We start from the raw sequence: 16,124 nt of genomic DNA, 5'->3' as shown, positions 1-16,124 counted from the left end.
GCCTCGAAATCGAAAAGTCGTTTTCAACCAATGCCTCATGGGCCTACTTTTGTCGGCAAACAGGCTTACTCTGAGGGAGTTTGCGAGAATGCCAACGTTAATAATAACTGACGTTAGATACAAAATGAAAAATCAGCTGTTTGAAGTAATGTTAAGTTTTAATTCGCTTTTGAATAGCATTTAGAATCGTATCCAGATCGTCAAGCAACGGTAGGTAATGTGCCTGTTCTGTAGAGTAACTGGTAAGCATAAACATCAGAATGTTATTTTCAAATGTTGTTGATTCTAATAAGTGCAGGTTGCTGAGGCTCGTCGCGCTCTTTGGCAATTCAAGGATGTCGTTAACGCCGGTTTGCTCAAAAATAGTACGTAAGCTGGTATCATGGGTTCTAAACATATCCAATACTTTCTCGCGTTGAACGCTGAGGTCATTTTCTTGCCTTGAAATATCCTCTAGAGTCGCAATCCAGTTGGTAAGCTTTTTTCGCAATTCAGGATCTGATAGGTTTTTAAGATTGCCAGAATTGATCATTTCCTGTAAGAGCGAATTATTAGGGTTAAACCTGATATCTTTAGAAAACGTATTGTACAATAAGCGAGAGAATTCACCTTCTGTAGGCGCGCTTTGTGTATTGAGGATATAGGTGAGTATTTGTTTAGAGCCCAAATAGTTGGTTTGATTTACCGCGATCAATTCGGTTAATTTAGCCTTACTCATTTTAAATTCTTGCTCTAAACCCAGGAGGTAGGTTTGTTCATTGTCGTTGTTGATCCGGTTTTGATTGCTGTTGTCAATAGCCAGAGCGATCAAAATCCCGATCACCACCAGAACGATCTCACCAAGTGCATAGATGAGGTATTTTGAAAACTTTTGCTTAGCAAGTAAATTCAGTCTGATCTTTCTGAAAAACTTCATATCAACGGTACGGTTTCCTTAGTTTGATGAATCTGTATAGCTATCTCAAATATAGGGTTTTAAGCGAAATGGGGATATTTGTTTGGTGTTGGTGCTTTTATTCAACTCAACTAATTCTCTTTTTTAAGTTCAAAGATCTTTTCAAAAGCGTGATATACCGCAATATGCAAAGCGTCACCGTGATCTTTATCTGCGAGGAATTCATAGAAGAGGTGGGTCTTTTTATCTTTTTGTTGCTTCAATTTGGTGTACAGCGCTTTTGCCGTACGTTCCATCACTTCGCCTTCTTTACCACCGACGATATAAATGGATTTTGAAGAAGTAAAAGAAGGCGTTGCCACATTCAAAAGCTTCTCATCATCCCACCATAAACTCGGACTCACGATAATATACTTATCAAAAAGCGCTGGTTTCTTAAAGAGGATCTCTGTGGCTAGAAGTCCGCCTAAGGATTGACCAATTAGCGTTTTTTCTTTTGAAGTTTTAAAATTGGCCGCAATAAAGGGCTGTAATTCTTCCTCTTAAAATTGAATAAAATGTGCCGATTTGCCCGAAGTGGGAAATTCCTCTTGATCTAGGGTATTTTGAGAAGGGTAGGTGAAATCTCGTTTTCGGTCTACATTGGCGATGCCCACGACAATCGTTTCCGGAAGCATATTGATCCAAGAGAACGAACCAAACTGAACGATCCCGGCTATATGTATAAAGTCTTCGTCTTTAGAACCGTCGAGTAAATAGATTACCGGATAAGTCTTTGAGCCATCAGCAGAATAATCCTGCGGAAGATACACGTTAAGCACCCGTTCTTCTTTTAAAACACTAGAGTGGATGCTTATGGTTTTTCCAATGCTAAAGTCGGTTTCCTTTACCTTTTGCGGCAGGCTTTGACTTATTGCATGCAAGCTGAAGCAAAAGCTTATTAAAAGTATCCTGAGATTCATCTTTAAAGATTTAAGATGACTGAAGATACTACTTTTTGCTTCAGCTAATTACGGAGTTTGTTGTAACCAAGAAAGCTATCGGCTTTTGCGTTTACAAATCGTTTATGCTGCGATACTCCAATTGGATGACTGCAGGTTCTGCATCATTGATCTCCTGCAAGGCTTGCTCATAATCGTTTACACTCTCGATCACAACACCACTGGTGTGGGATTTAAGTGTAGAAAAAAACTTCACTTCAAACCACACTTTTGCCAAGAGCTCTTCTTCTTCAGCAGTGAGGCTAATGCCTTCTTGCGTGACACTGTTGAGTTTTTTCTGTGCTGCTGCTTTGATCGCACGTTGGGCAGCCTCGTCTGTAGGTAGGTTGCGCAGGGCACCAATAATAAAGAAATACATTCCGTAGCCTATTTTATGCAGATACTCATTTCCGTATTGAAGCTTGTAACGTTCAGGATCGTTGTCACGAACTTGAGCCAGAGAATCGCGAATCTCAAAAGAATTTGCTAATCTATCGATACCCGCTTCATATTTACCACCACCAAGCAGGACTCCATTTTCGGTAACTGGATATTGCTCGATAACCGACTGATACAATTGGGTAGCAACGCTAAACTGTGTTGCAAAATAGTTGCCTGGATTGTAAAACGCATCAAACAAGCGATACGGAAACATCATACTTATCGGGTCTGCATCACGCTCCCAAGTGACACTTTGTGAAAAACTTTGATTAAGCGGCAGATACGAGGTCTCTGCACCACTAAAAGGATTTCCCAGCGGCGTATGTGTTTTGGTATCTATCCCGGCTCCCATAGCCTCGTGGTAGGGGTACTCTTGATCCAGAACAATTTCGTCATTTTGAACAACCTTAAGCTGTCTTGTGTTGGCTTCCCTATCGAACGTCGTTGTACTACTGCTGTTTGCCACTTCGTCAGTGCGTGTGATCTGCTGAAGTTCGCCGTTCGCGTATTCATAAACAGTAGTGGCCGAAGCATCTATGATGGTTTTTTGTTTGGGCAGTCCGTCTTCATATTCGGTTTTAAACCATAACGAACCATCAGGGCGGTAGTATTTTGACCACAAGGGCAAATTGTCTTCACTACGGCTAACTTCCATATACATATGTTGATTGGGATAGCTGGCGAACACCTGAGCCGATTTGATGTACCCGTTCTCGTAATATTCAAAAACTTCAGTAGGAGTAGCGTCTAGACTTTGATAGCGGGCATTTTTGATCCAGCCGTTGGCGTAGCTGCTTTCAATTTTAAAATTAAGCGACGGCTTGATACTGAAATCAGGTTGCTGAAGCATCTCATCATCGCGTTCACAAGAGGCGACAAGTAGGGTAAGACTAAAAAGGAGAAGGCTAAGGTGTAGTTTTTTAAACATCTAACTGGTTTTTTTCGTTTTTTGATTGTAATTCAGAGCGAAAAAATCGTGCCACGATCTTAGAATGAAAATACTGTAGTAAGAGCAATTAAACGAAACGATTTGATGCCGAATAATTTATAGCCTTATTGCTTGTTGAAAATCGTTCGGAATTATTTTTTAGCAAAACCTTCAATTTTGTCATTTGAAAGAATCACCAGAAAGCCAAAGTTTTCATCAATCCTTCAATGCTATTTCTTTTTTTAAGGCTTGGGCTAAACTTGTATACTCAGCTTCCAGATCTTCTCCTTTGGTGATGACTTCGCTCATTTTATTCAGCAATAAGATGTACATATTCTTGACTTCCTGAGCACTGAAAACCTGAACGTAAGCAAGGCTGTCGGCCTTTTTCTCTTCTTCCGTGCGTGCTCTAAGCCGGGCTAAAACTTCGGGATCGATGGTGTAGTGGTCTATAAAATACGTCTCCAAATGCGCTTTGGTATAGGCGGTGATCTCATCTTCACTTTCCTGATAGTCTTTTACCCGGTCATCAAGTTTGGAGAGTTTGTTTTTGAGCGAATCGTTAGAGATCAACTGGATCTTACCCGAATTGATCATCGCATTGTAAATACCAGTCGAAGGATCGAAGGTGTGGTTTTTAACATTGGTAGTGATCAACGAATCAAGATGCGGAAGCGGCAGGTTTGAAATTTCGGTAAAGATGGCTTGTTGCAGGCTTCCGTTTCTGTTGATCTGCGCATCAAAGGTCGTATGGAATTCGTCAATATTAATGGTGATCGCCTTGTGTAAGCTCTTCAGGATTTTCAGTTCTTCTTTATCCTGTTGGATGCGTTCGTTCCAGTTATCTATTTTCAAGGCGATCAGGATGCCAATAACCACGAGTATGATTTCGCCGATCGCATAGATCAAATACCTGCTGAATTTATTTTGAGATACGAGTTGTTGTCTGATTTTTCTAAAGATAGTGATCATAGGCGTAGTGCACGTCTTTACGAGGTAAAACGCTCGTATGGAATTCATTTACAGTACTAAAGATAGTATTTTCTATGGCTTTGCCTATACCGAAGCATCTGATGATCGTTTTGAGGTAGTTTCCTGCTTCTGAAAAATAAAAGCAGACAGGCAACTCGCCTGTCCGCTTTTATGAGGTATAATATTGAGGATATTGAAACCGACTTATTCTGCAAGGCCAATTTGCTTCATAAAGGATAAGTTGTCGTAGAACAAATATTCTTCGGTCATTTTGGTGCCGTCCCAATGGCCAATCGTGGCCATTTTGAGTTTGAATTTTTTACCGGTAGGCGGAATGCTTTTACCAGCACCTATGGGCATGGGTTCTGTAAATGTTCCTTCTAACTCGCCGATCACAGCGGTCCAATCGCCGGTACCAAATTTTACAGGATGTGTTTTTATTTTGGTATCTGGAGCAAAAACAAACATAGGTTTTAGATCGTCGATATGGTTAGAGTATAAGCCTTTAGAAATGCTTCCGTCGGCATTATAAACCACAATATCATCGGTATGACTTTGACTAAAACCCTCCCACTTTTGATTGGTATAAAACTCAAAATCCAGGGTATCAAAAGCTATAAGACGTTCTTGCGTAAGACTTTCAGCAGCTTTATAGGCTTGCAATTCGGTCTCGAGTGAGGCTATTTTAGCTTCTAAGGCTTCAGACTTTGTGTCGGAACAACTTACCAGGAAGATTCCTGATACGAGTAGAGCGACTAGATTATGTAGTGTTTTCATAGATTTACATTAAAGAAGTGATATAGAAATGAACCCGGCTTACTGCACAAATTCGCCATTAAATTCTATGTGTACTTCATCGCTAATGATCGCTTCAGGAAAACTTCCGCCTATGGCGTAATCTGAACGTTTTAAAGTTCCTGTCGCTTTAAAGGCAATGGTTTGTTTTGAACTCATTGGGTTTACGGTCTCACCTTGGTAAACCAAATCTAGCGTTACCGGTTTAGTCACCCCGTGCATCGTAAGATCACCAGTAAGTTTGTATTTATTTTTTCCTTTTTTCTTGAGGTTGGTGCTGGTAAAGGTCAACGTAGGATAGGTTTCAACATCAAAAAAGTCGGCACTTTTCAGGTGGTTGTTTCGAGCTTCAACTAACGTATTTATAGAATTGGTCTGTGCTGTTACTTCAAAACGCGCATCGCTAAAATCTGCTTCAGTAGCGGTTACTTCGATTACAGTATCATCAAAAGTTCCGCTGATCTTGTTAAATCCTAAGTGTGTAACCGTAAAATACAGCTGTGAATGCGGCGGATCATTTTTCCAGATTTCGGGTTGTGTCTGAGCATTTGAAAGCCATGCTCCAAAAAGAAAGATTGCTGTGACAATCAAGTTTAAACGTTTCATTTTTATAGTGTTTTTAATTACGACTACAAAGATGAGAAGCGATAGTGCTCCGACTTTTATACTATTCGGAAGCTGTTGGGTAATTTTAGGAAATAAGCGTGTTTCTCATCTCCTCGCGGAATTCCCCGGGAGACTGTCCCGACTTTTTCTTAAAGACTTTGGAGAAGTAGGAGCCTTCCTTATAGCCCAACTGGTAGGCGATCTCAGAGATAGTTTGATCGGTTGTGATCAAAAGGTTTTTAGCCTCGGTGAGCTTTCGGGTCTCAATGATCTCAGAGACACTTTGTTCTAATATAGCGTGGCAAATGAGATTGAGGTTGCGGGAGGACATAAAGAGTTTTTCGGCATAAAATTCAACGCCGTGGGGTTGTTTGTAGTGTTTTTCTAAGATTTGTAGAAAGTTACCAAAGGCGATCTGTTGGTTTTTTTGAGAAGCGGTTTCCGGTTCACTTTGCTTGCGCTCCCGTTCGATCATCGTCAATAAAACACTTAGCAGCTGCCTGATCAATGCATAATCAATGTACTCTTGTTGATACTCTTCATATATCATAGTGATGAGGGTGATCAAGCGTTTAAACGTATGCGCATTTGCTACCTCAAGATTGGCGTGATTGTGATACAAGGCATACAACTGAAATGCAGTTTCGGGGATAAACTCACTTTTAAAGCGAATGCCCCATATACTACACTTGCCGTCAACCGCTTTTGGGAGCACGCGATGCGTTTTATTTTTGGTCACAAAACTTACAAAAGGTGCGTTGATGGTCACATTTTCAAAATCTATAAAATGCTCCAGTTGACCTTCAATACCGATCAATAACTCCTCAAAATCGTGATTATGCGGAGCATTAGGCAGTTGAGCAATGCGTTGTGCTTCTTGGGCATCAACTTTGAAAATATGGAAGAGGTTGTTCATGAAATGCGCTGCGCGTTCAGGTTACGGCTAAGGTACAACTTCTTTTGTTTGATGTTTTTAGCATTTTGAAGTATTGAAACGGTAGTAATGCTCAAAACTACCTCTTTGCATTTTAAACTAGTTGAAGCAGGGCGATATCCAACCTAAAGTCTTTGAGGTAACGAAGATGAATGATCAGGTGTTTATATGGAGCTGTGCATAGGTTTTTTAATTTTTATTTGTCATTTCGTTTGGGTCAAAACCATACATAAATCTATTTAGTTGTCCATTTGAACTTTCTAAACCTACAATGTCCATTAATTCCTCAAAGTAAGTACATACTCTTTCTCGGTCTTCAGTGTCCAATTCCATATAAACCTCGGCAAACCTTGAAAGTCCAATTTTAATTTTCTCTTGATATTTTTTCTCAGTCGGATTTTCAGATTCCGCTACATTTTTAAAGTCAGCAGCAGCACGATTAACTTTCTCTGTAAAAATCGGTCGCATTTTTTCGTCAGCGATACCAGCATAATGATTTTTAGCTATGAACTTTTTCTTTGCGATAAATTCTGCAAATTTCTCATTTGCATTTTCAGGTGTTTTCATTCCATTCGTATTTTGTCCGCAAGCAGATAGAGTTAAAAACAGAACAAATATTTTAATGTATTTTGTCATTTCTCAAATTGGTGCCAGCGAAAACCACCTCTTTAATACTTTAAAAGTAATTGAATTACATGTAATTTGAACTCAATAAGCATTTTGTTTTGACTACCGCCACCGTTTGCTTTTTAGTTTTGTATTGGCTTTGTTCTTGACCTTTTTGGTAATCCCATTTTCAGCAAATTGTTTGATAAGATCTCTGGTGATCTCAGGATGATCTAAACAGTGATTCTGAATTTGAGCACTTCCGTTTTCAATGATCTTGCCAACGAGTTCTGTCGAGATTCCGTTGGTAATGAGCTCCAGTCTGTAGGACTCCGAAGTATCATCAACGACGCCCCGTTGAAGTGTCATTCTTGGGTCTTCGTACGGAGGTAAAATACGCATTAATTCTTCTAATTGGTTTACCAAAGCTAACCTTGAGTGTATAGAAATCTCCAGAATTGGATTATCCCAATCGGGATTGACCTCAAACGTGTTAAGGCGGTTGTCGTAATCTTCTAAATAGTTTAAAACCGTAAGATGAAAGCTTCCACTCAAATCCCTTTCCGGTCGCCATTCGACGTCAATGAATTTTAATCGGTCTGGATTTTTAAGGATGAGCAAACTAGAGCCTTCAAAATAGCTTTCAAAACCTTCAATAGGGTCTACTTCATACCATTGATTGTAGTCGACTTGCCACCCGGCTTCGAGTCGAAGGGGTTGTAGTATAATTTCGTTCTTTTTGATGACGTTCTATTCTAGGATTAGGTGTATTCTTTTAACTATAAAGCTATTACATATTGCTCAATTAAAAGCTTGGCTTAGCGTACGAAACATAATTCAGGGCTGAACTACCAAAATTAATGCGCCCTTGTGTTGGTTGCTATCCCAAGTTCGGGATGCTTAGGATCGTAATTTACAGTATTCCCATCAAGTTGTAAAAGACAACTGTTTAACCGCTCTTGTTCAAAAAGAGCAACTTCACAATCCTGATTGATGACCAGGTGTGCAATAAATTCTTCTATACCATTAGCACACATTCCTCGGCCATAGGAACCGGGTTTGGATCGATGCGCATATTTTAGTAATACATGGAATTTATTGTTGATGTGTTTTTTACCAATTATTTCAACTTGTTCGATAAACGTGTTTTTTGATAGCGCACTCAGGTCAACGGTTTTAAGCAATAGTCCGTTTGCGTGTATTGCTATCTGGGCTTGTGTGTTCCAGCTAAATGGATGTACTTGCTGCAGCTTTATTTTTTGTTTTTGACCATTAGCCTTGTTCCATACCAATATACCGGGGCGTTCACGAGGAAGTTGTTCAAAGCGTTCTTTTGTATTTAGGGGTTTACAATGCTCATCTACAAAAGCTTCGCTTCGCTTTTGTGGAACAAACAAGGTTAAGGAGTTGTTACAGATTTCGTCGCTACTAAAACCTATAAGTGGTGTTTTTAAACCGTTATCGATGCGATACCAACCCTCAACCCTGATTCTTCTTGATGGTCCTTGTTCCTTGGGACACGCCTGAGAAGAAGGAACGAGGTATAACTGAAACTTTCTCCCGTTTTCGATAGTGCCTTGGTAACTGGTGTATCTGTCCAACGTGATTTTTTGCTGAACCTCCCAACTTGATTGCCCAAAGCTTTTTAGGCCAAATATCAAAACACTAATAGCAGTAAGAATCGTTAAGCCTTGTTTCATGAGTTTCTAGGAGTATGGATGGTGCTTTTTAAGATACTAAACTGTCAAATACCAACAAACTTTGATGTTTCATTTTAGCAAGTGTGTACTATATTAAGTGGCATTGCTCTCTGGTCTTTAAAGTAATTATTTAAATTAAATGTTATGCTGGATTAAGAAAGCTAACTAGTTCTAACGAGCTTTAGGGAAAGAATAGTGATATTCTTTATGAATCAGAGCTAATGCAAAAGATTTGAAAATCAATCAATTTACTACTCAGTTCCATTAAACTTAACTTTAATCACCAAATACGCTGCTTTCTCTAAAAAACATTACCAACTTTGAAATCAAAATTCAAAGCTATCAAGCACATTGTTAATTGTATTTTGATCGGCAGCAGTTTTATTTTCCCACGAAATTTGCGTTATAGCAAAGATCTTATCGTTTGTCAAATAGAATCGCATTTCAGTTTCTAAGGTTTGACCTGCTTTTTTCCCTTTCCAAATCACTTGAATGTATTGTTTATCATCCTTCTTGATTGTTTCATTTTTTAGGACAATAAAATCTTCAATTGAATTTTCAAGACCGTTAAGAATACCATTTGTTTCAAGTAAGTTTTCATAAGTCAATGTTTGAGGTTTTTCACCCATCTCCATACGAATAGCAGAATTATTTGAATATAGGTGAAAAGTAGCTGCATCAGGTGTATTGGTGTTCAATTCCCAACTGTCAGGAAACTCAATTTTAAAGTCAGCTGTTTCATGAGCAACCCAAGCCTCCTTTTCTTTAGGTTCATCTTGGTTTGTAATTTCGTCTTGACTCTTATTTAAAATTTCGAGATTTCTCATGATATTTTTGCGGTTATAACCTATAGTTTTTTCATATCCGCCTATTTCACTATTCTTTTTCAGTAAGTCGTTGTATAGCAGATTAAAATCTTCTAAATCAGTCAGATTTAATTTTTCTTTATATCCATTGATATGCGATTCAAAAAATGCATTCTGATTATCGTATGCTTTGTAGGCCTCATTACTTTTTAATCTGTCCGGGAAAAAAGTGTTATACCCATTGGAGATTGCCAGCCAGCTGACCGCACCGTTTTCTCTAGGTTTCAAAACGTCGTACACATAGATCAATTCCCAATCTTTAATACGGTATTTTATAAATTTAGTGGGCTCGCTTTCAGATAAAATTTTATCTTTTTTCTTTTCTTTGTATCCTATCCCAAAATCGTACGGCTCCTTACTTTTATATGGACGCGTACTCCATGAGTTTGAGTTAGAATCTGTAATCAGCCTTAATTTTCCTTTTACCTTATCTACCTTTTCTAGGCCTTTTAATTCTATAGCTGCGGTCCAGTCCATCCCTCCAATATATTTAAACTCAATATGGGCGTAATTATCTTTCTGAACTGTTGAGTAGGTCCCAAAACCAATGGCAGGTCTGTATTTTCCGGTATGGAGATAAGCATCTGCGTCAATAGGGAAATAAAAATTTAGATTCTCAGGATCTCCGTAAAGATCATCAGCTTTTTTATAGATATACAGAAAGTTATTGGCCCTGCCGCTCACATCACCCATGTCCCAAAATGCGAGAGGTACTTTTTTTCGAGATTGAGGCTTATAGCCGTAATTGGTTACTGCAGGATAACTTGTACCTTCAATATTTAGGTAGATATTCCTGTGTCTAAAAAATTGAAACATTACTATACGTTGCCAATCTGAAATCTCAAGGTACTCACCTTTTATCTTAGGAAGCGGCTTATTTTGTGCAAGCTCTCCATCTCCTAAATTTAAATAATCATTTAAAAGCTCATAGTTCTTTAAGACTATAAACTTGCCATTATTTAGAAAAACTAGCTCATTATCTTTGGTTTTGAGTACTATGTCAGTTGCTTTGTTCAAATGATCATTTTTAATAAGATCAACCAGATCCAGACCTTTTTCAAAATTTAAGTATTCCCAATTTGCTAGATAATCGTTGCTGGTTGTTGTGATCGGTAGCGTGGATAAATCTGAAATTTGATCAAGTGTTTTGTTTAGGTTTTCTTTATTGTTTTCAAATAATAGTAATGTAATATCACTGCCCAGTAAACCATTAAGGTTCCGTACCTTGGTTAAGGTTTCTTGTGTAGCTTTTTCGATGAGCTGAATGTATTTTTCAAGTGAATTACCACTTAGGTTATTAATTTGGGCAACTGGTGTTTTTGCAGGCTGCGTATAGGTATACTTAAATGAATAATTATTGTTCTTATCAGAAAGCGGCCTCAAATGGAGATAACTTACGTATAGGAACTCATCATTCCTATTTTCTGCATTTTTTAAAGTATAGCCTAATGAATGTTTTTTGTCATCATCTGGGGCGTAGACATTCTTGCGTTCGTTATAGGAACATTCACTACTATCTGAAACGCTACCTATCAATTTATTGATGGCACAGTAAAATGAAGAAATTTTTTCAGCCGCTTGATTCATATTATTCTCTAATCTTTTCTCACGGGCTAAGTTTCTTTGATATTCTTCTTCAGCTTTTTTCTTTCGCGCAGCTTCATTTTCATCCATCATGGTTTTAACAGCTCCGGCAAGACGGTCTGTAGCTCCTAATACACTTTCTTTATATATTTTTTCTTTAGCTTCTATTTCCTCATTTTGACGTTTGATAAAGTCTTTTTGTCTTTGCTCGCGTGATTTTCTTTGGGCGTATTCACGGTCGCTTTGATTCATAGAAGACCTCTCATTTACAGATTCGTCATTCTTATTTTCTTCCTCATTCCTATTTTTTTCTTCCTCTTTATTTTCTGCTTGCTTCTGTTTTAAGCGAGAAGCATTGTCTTTTATTTTTAAATAATTCCTAATCGTTGAAGCAAGTGTTGTTGCTTCACCACCTACTAAACTGAGTATTTCGTGATTTCCAACAACTGCGTGTTTCCAATTTTCTTCACCTTCATCTACACTTCCAGGAACATCAAAGAAAACGCAACTACCTTTTGGTCCAACTTCTGAAGGTGTTCTTATGCTAAAAACATTATCAGGGATATTTCTTACTTCAAATTTTATTTTAGGGAGTGCGCCATCATTTGAGAAAGGGATAGAAAAACCTTTATAGAGTCCTCCGTAACTACCGTCAGGCATCTCTATATCGGGAAACGTATCGTTATCACTATAAAAAGTTCCATCTACATAGATAGATGTTATTCTAAATTCCTTCAAAGTTATTTCTAAGCATCCAACTCCACTCTCCATTTCCCTCCGAAAACTGCCAACTTTGCTATAAATATCAGCTTCGGCTGTTATTTCATAGCCGTCAGAATAACCATCAAAATAAATGGTTTGTAAATCATCGTCTTGAGCTCTTAAATTATTTGATAGTATCGTAAAAACTAGAATGAAAAGGAAGCGTATGTTTTTAATCATAAGTGTTATTTTAAATGAAGCAATACGTGTGAGAATTTAAATTAATTACGATGTGAATTAACTTACAAAGTTTTCATTATCAGCTTGTAAACTGTCTTTGTTCAACTATTTAAAGCTGTGTTTAAGCTTTTGTCACATCTTCATAAAGGCATAATGTTTATACAAGTTAAATATTGGTCTTACTAATTATGTTATAAGTTTTACGATGACTTTTAGGAGGGTATACGGTATGCTCTTAAATTACTAAAGACCTGCTGAATTTGTAAAGATCCATAAGGCAATTGTTGAAATAGGGATCTTTCAGTCTGCTTACAAGTTGTGCTACGCAACCCATTTAAAAGCAATCCCCCTTTTTAGGCCACTTACTTTCCGGATCATCAACCATATTAAAATACGTGACGCTTACTGATCCTACTTTAGAATTACTGCTGAAAGAGAGACCATATTCGTAATAGCCTTTATTTTTTAGTTTATAGGTCATATCTAGAAGCTTAGCCTTTTTTTCGCCATTTATACTATAGCAGATCAAAACGCCATAGACGTTGGAACTCTTTTGATACTTAGAGGCATCTGCACCTATATCGGTGTTTCTGGTGTGCGGTTCAATCCTGATCTTTGTGTGGCCATATTCGTTTTTATAGATTTTATACTCACTGAACTGTACGATCTTTTGGGCCTGAATCATAGACACACAAGACACTATGATTGTTAGTGTTAATAGGGTCTTTGATAGTTTCATAAATGGAAAATTTAAAAAATAGATTTCGAATATAAGTATGCGTCCAATATGTGTCAATACCTACTTCTGGGTATATTGGGATTTAACAACCTCAAGACCACCCAAAAGCGGAGCAGGAGTGCGCGCTTTATTTTTTTCTGAAAAACAGATTGACAAACAGCGATAAATCGGTTTTAAGAGTTCTGAATTCTGTCTAAATCTATATGGTAGAAAAAAGAAAACCGCTTAAAAGCGGTTGAAAAAATTAGGCACTTCTAGAAGTTATGGACTTGTGCGACGCTTACCCGTGTTGGCTGCTGGTGTATTATTTTAATATTTTTCTCTCGTCAACGAGTTTGTAGTTATCAGTTGGTATCGACTTAGTTTTTCCGATTTTGTTCAAATCCCTGAATTCCATTTTGTCTGCCTGGCCTAAATATTCAAATATGTAATCGTATTCTACAAAAGTCCGTTGTTTTCTCCCAGTCATAGTAAAATCTGATTTTCCATTCACTTTGTATCTAATAGGCTTACCAAGTTTAAGTTCTGCTATTTTGTGGTCGTCTCGCTTTGGAATACCAATATGAAATTCGTTGGCTGAATAGTTCAAATGAAGGTCAAATGTTCCAGACTCATTTTTCTCTATTTTGAATATTTCAAAAGTCCCTTTTCTTAAAAGTCGGTTGAAACATATAAGCTGTCGGTTTGCAGATAGCACATCGTTTTTTCTGCTGTTTTTAAACCAACTGGGCCAATTTGTCTTGTCCCAAGACTTTTCGACAAGGAAGGGGTCAAAACCGTTAATGTCTTGAATAATTACAAGGTCAGCAGTTTTTAGATCAGGCTCTTGTTCCTTGTTAATTGGAAGAAGCAAAGTACTGTCTGTCAAGTAGCCTGTCTTTGAAACAAAACTGTCTCCCCATTTGTCAAGAAGTTGTCGAGACTCGGTCGAATAGTCGAGCTTCTCAATTCTCTCGACTGATTTAAATATTTGAATTACGTGTGTCATTTTCACTTGCTGTCAACAGCAGTAGATCTACAAAACTACCTGTTTATGTTTTAAAAGTAGTTGAAGTGACTGCGATATCCAACAAAAACTGCATATGAAGGGTTTAAAGTTTTTAGGTGATGTCCTTGAGGTTTAAATAAATAGGTTTTATTAGAAATTAAGAGCTTGTGCAACGGTTACCAATGTTGTGCTTAGTTTTTTATTCAACTATTCTTATTTTTTTTCGCTGTTCGATTAGTGTTTTTTCATTATTCGCTCCAATGTCAATATATCGTCCGTTTTTGGCTTTTAAAATTGTGTCAAACTTTAAAGTCCTATTAATTTTTAAACCTAACTCTTTGTCAATTATTTCGATCGTTTTAAAAGTTCCAGAAACTCGAAACTCTTTTCCTTTTACATAGATTGATGCATTTTTAGAAATTCCCAATTCAGGAATCATTTCAATCCGATGATTTTTAAAGCGTATACTGTCATTTACTTTAACAGTCAAAGTATCGTTTTCGAATGCAGAATGGAATGAGATATTTGATTGTCATTGTGGAAGATTTTTATAAGAATTACAGGATATCATTCCGCAAATAAATGTCAGTACTAATATGAGTTTTTTATTAAATTTAATTTTTCGCAATTCTGTCAAATTGTAGCCATTGTTGTACGCTGGCTTTTATTTCCATTTATTTTCAAACTCTTCTTTTTTTATTGTAAACTCATTAAATTCGGTCAAATCAATATTTTGGTCGGCAAGCATTCCAAATTCGTCCTCAATATTTTGGTTATCATATTTTAAGACTTTTCCATTGTCATAAATCTCAATTTGTCTTAAAACTTCTCCGTTATTGTCCGTCTCGAAAAGCCAAACTGATTTCCCCCAACTGTCATATTGGTCTCCACGGGTTTCATTCCAATTTCGTTTAAAGTATTTCATTCGGTTATTTCTACCAGTTTTAAATCTAATTCTTTGATGACTTGGTCGATGTCAAATTCGAAATCTTTTGATATGTTTACAATGGCAATACTCCCAAGGTCAACTTGCCAAAACCCACCTCTTTTTGTCAATTCCTCCCCAAGCATTCGATAGTCTGATTCTTTATGGTTTGGTGTCAATCCAAATCTGCGAGTAATAAATTCCGATTCCTTTGTGATTTTTGTTATCACGTGCTTTTGGTCTTCGTTAATTCTCGTTTCAAATTCCGTACCCAAAGTCAGTTTAGGGTTGCAAAAGTCATTGTCAATCATCCGAAATCTATTTTCAGATAACTGTTCAACGTAAAGAGTAGTTGTCACTTTCTCTTCTTTGTGATAAACATCAATCTTGACTTCACTCATTTTTTTCAGCTTGCAGGTAACGGCAGTGGGTCTTCAAAACTACCTGTTTATGTTTTAAAAGTAGTTGAAGTGACTGCGATATCCAACAAAAGCTGCATATGAGGGGTTTAAAGTTTTTAGGTGATGTCCTTGAGATTTAAATGAATAGGCTTTGTTAGATATTATAGAATTGTGTAACGGTTATTAGTGTTGTAAATAGTTATTTTTAATTATCATTTAAGGAATATTCTGTGTATTTGTCATAAGCCATTAAGTCAAAAACTTTTGATTGACCTGTTTTTAACCATCTTTTGTAAATCAGCTTTCCATTCATATACACGTAAAATTCGTTGTCCTTTGTTTCTTTAGTAAATACCATAAATCCAATTTAACAACCGCAATACATTTCAATTTCAGTATTGTTTTCAGTTTCCTTAATTTCAAAGTAGCATCCAACACCATCGTCAGTCGGACCAAATTTGGTTTTCTCTGAATTCCATCCGTGTTCTATGTCCATTGGCGAACTTTTAAAAATTAATTCAACCCATTGGTTTAAGCTTTCTTTGTCGGTTTTCGGTAAAATCAGTTTTGTTATTATTCCACCTGCTTCTCTACACTGTTCTTCCGAGTAAACAATTCCATGTTCAAATTTTTGTTTAAATGCACAAATATTGTAATCAGGATAATCATATTTTTTAATATCCAATTTTTCAGATTCCGCTTTATAATTCCGAATTAGATATAAGTAAGTCACATCCTGTTGTATGCTTCCCTTAAAACCGAACTGTTTAGAAGTGTAATAATTCTTAATTTTAAACAGTATGAGACGAAGCAAATTCACAC

Annotated in this window: 16 protein-coding genes and 1 pseudogene; all 17 read right to left on the bottom strand. The window is 37.1% G+C overall.

Annotation, left to right across the window (positions count from 1 at the left end; translation table 11 throughout):
* Positions 1-151 precede the first annotated feature (151 nt).
* On the bottom strand, positions 152-916 hold the full coding sequence (locus tag WA338_RS16075; protein WP_272984669.1) for a hypothetical protein: 765 nt from the start codon (positions 914-916) through the stop codon (positions 152-154).
* A 110-nt stretch (positions 917-1,026) separates the two neighbouring features.
* A pseudogene (locus WA338_RS16070) lies at positions 1,027-1,857 on the bottom strand (alpha/beta hydrolase).
* Positions 1,858-1,948: 91 nt separating this feature from the next.
* The gene (locus WA338_RS16065) at positions 1,949-3,244 is read right to left on the bottom strand and encodes a hypothetical protein (RefSeq protein WP_272984668.1); all 1,296 of its coding nucleotides are present in this window, start codon (positions 3,242-3,244) and stop codon (positions 1,949-1,951) included.
* A gap of 216 nt (positions 3,245-3,460) precedes the next feature.
* Complete coding sequence (locus WA338_RS16060; protein WP_272984667.1) at positions 3,461-4,216, bottom strand: DUF6090 family protein; 756 nt, start codon at positions 4,214-4,216, stop codon at positions 3,461-3,463.
* A gap of 204 nt (positions 4,217-4,420) precedes the next feature.
* Complete coding sequence (locus tag WA338_RS16055) at positions 4,421-4,993, bottom strand: ester cyclase (protein WP_272984666.1); 573 nt, start codon at positions 4,991-4,993, stop codon at positions 4,421-4,423.
* A 39-nt stretch (positions 4,994-5,032) separates the two neighbouring features.
* On the bottom strand, positions 5,033-5,617 hold the full coding sequence (locus WA338_RS16050; RefSeq protein ID WP_272984665.1) for a YceI family protein: 585 nt from the start codon (positions 5,615-5,617) through the stop codon (positions 5,033-5,035).
* Positions 5,618-5,702: 85 nt separating this feature from the next.
* A complete protein-coding gene (locus WA338_RS16045) occupies positions 5,703-6,533 on the bottom strand; it encodes an AraC family transcriptional regulator (RefSeq protein WP_272984664.1) in 831 nt (276 codons plus the stop codon).
* 207 nt (positions 6,534-6,740) lie between these two features.
* Complete coding sequence (locus WA338_RS16040) at positions 6,741-7,118, bottom strand: DUF4844 domain-containing protein (protein WP_230199281.1); 378 nt, start codon at positions 7,116-7,118, stop codon at positions 6,741-6,743.
* 162 nt (positions 7,119-7,280) lie between these two features.
* A complete protein-coding gene (locus tag WA338_RS16035) occupies positions 7,281-7,778 on the bottom strand; it encodes a hypothetical protein (RefSeq protein WP_230199280.1) in 498 nt (165 codons plus the stop codon).
* A 236-nt stretch (positions 7,779-8,014) separates the two neighbouring features.
* On the bottom strand, positions 8,015-8,857 hold the full coding sequence (locus WA338_RS16030) for a hypothetical protein (protein WP_009781376.1): 843 nt from the start codon (positions 8,855-8,857) through the stop codon (positions 8,015-8,017).
* 326 nt (positions 8,858-9,183) lie between these two features.
* On the bottom strand, positions 9,184-12,249 hold the full coding sequence (locus WA338_RS16025; RefSeq protein WP_009781375.1) for a hypothetical protein: 3,066 nt from the start codon (positions 12,247-12,249) through the stop codon (positions 9,184-9,186).
* Between the two features lie 334 nt (positions 12,250-12,583).
* Complete coding sequence (locus WA338_RS16020) at positions 12,584-12,988, bottom strand: hypothetical protein (RefSeq protein WP_336094145.1); 405 nt, start codon at positions 12,986-12,988, stop codon at positions 12,584-12,586.
* Positions 12,989-13,292: 304 nt separating this feature from the next.
* On the bottom strand, positions 13,293-13,856 hold the full coding sequence (locus WA338_RS16015; protein ID WP_154648959.1) for a hypothetical protein: 564 nt from the start codon (positions 13,854-13,856) through the stop codon (positions 13,293-13,295).
* 319 nt (positions 13,857-14,175) lie between these two features.
* Positions 14,176-14,466, bottom strand: coding sequence for a hypothetical protein (locus WA338_RS16010; RefSeq protein WP_154648958.1), 291 nt, complete (start codon positions 14,464-14,466; stop codon positions 14,176-14,178).
* Between the two features lie 174 nt (positions 14,467-14,640).
* Complete coding sequence (locus tag WA338_RS16005) at positions 14,641-14,901, bottom strand: hypothetical protein (protein WP_009781371.1); 261 nt, start codon at positions 14,899-14,901, stop codon at positions 14,641-14,643.
* On the bottom strand, positions 14,898-15,302 hold the full coding sequence (locus tag WA338_RS16000) for a hypothetical protein (protein ID WP_009781370.1): 405 nt from the start codon (positions 15,300-15,302) through the stop codon (positions 14,898-14,900). Before WA338_RS16000 ends, WA338_RS16005 begins: the two co-directional genes overlap by 4 nt.
* Positions 15,303-15,669: 367 nt before the next feature.
* The coding region (locus WA338_RS15995; protein WP_336094144.1) for a hypothetical protein at positions 15,670-16,124 on the bottom strand (455 nt) is incomplete at its 5' end.

The organism is Leeuwenhoekiella sp. CH_XMU1409-2 (assembly GCF_037029365.1).
Classification (GTDB): Bacteria; Bacteroidota; Bacteroidia; order Flavobacteriales; family Flavobacteriaceae; genus Leeuwenhoekiella; species Leeuwenhoekiella blandensis.
Note: the sequence above shows the minus strand (reverse complement) of the source record. Positions and strands in the feature narration are given on the sequence as shown.

Coding starts and splice junctions, on each gene's coding strand:
- WA338_RS16005 (WP_009781371.1), bottom strand. CDS start 14,901: ATGAAATACTTTAAACGAAATTGGAATGAAACCCGTGGAGACCAATAT.
- WA338_RS16025 (WP_009781375.1), bottom strand. CDS start 12,249: ATGATTAAAAACATACGCTTCCTTTTCATTCTAGTTTTTACGATACTA.
- WA338_RS16065 (WP_272984668.1), bottom strand. CDS start 3,244: ATGTTTAAAAAACTACACCTTAGCCTTCTCCTTTTTAGTCTTACCCTA.
- WA338_RS16020 (WP_336094145.1), bottom strand. CDS start 12,988: ATGAAACTATCAAAGACCCTATTAACACTAACAATCATAGTGTCTTGT.
- WA338_RS16040 (WP_230199281.1), bottom strand. CDS start 7,118: ATGAAAACACCTGAAAATGCAAATGAGAAATTTGCAGAATTTATCGCA.
- WA338_RS16075 (WP_272984669.1), bottom strand. CDS start 916: ATGAAGTTTTTCAGAAAGATCAGACTGAATTTACTTGCTAAGCAAAAG.
- WA338_RS16045 (WP_272984664.1), bottom strand. CDS start 6,533: ATGAACAACCTCTTCCATATTTTCAAAGTTGATGCCCAAGAAGCACAA.
- WA338_RS16055 (WP_272984666.1), bottom strand. CDS start 4,993: ATGAAAACACTACATAATCTAGTCGCTCTACTCGTATCAGGAATCTTC.
- WA338_RS16050 (WP_272984665.1), bottom strand. CDS start 5,617: ATGAAACGTTTAAACTTGATTGTCACAGCAATCTTTCTTTTTGGAGCA.
- WA338_RS16030 (WP_009781376.1), bottom strand. CDS start 8,857: ATGAAACAAGGCTTAACGATTCTTACTGCTATTAGTGTTTTGATATTT.
- WA338_RS16060 (WP_272984667.1), bottom strand. CDS start 4,216: ATGATCACTATCTTTAGAAAAATCAGACAACAACTCGTATCTCAAAAT.
- WA338_RS16000 (WP_009781370.1), bottom strand. CDS start 15,302: ATGAGTGAAGTCAAGATTGATGTTTATCACAAAGAAGAGAAAGTGACA.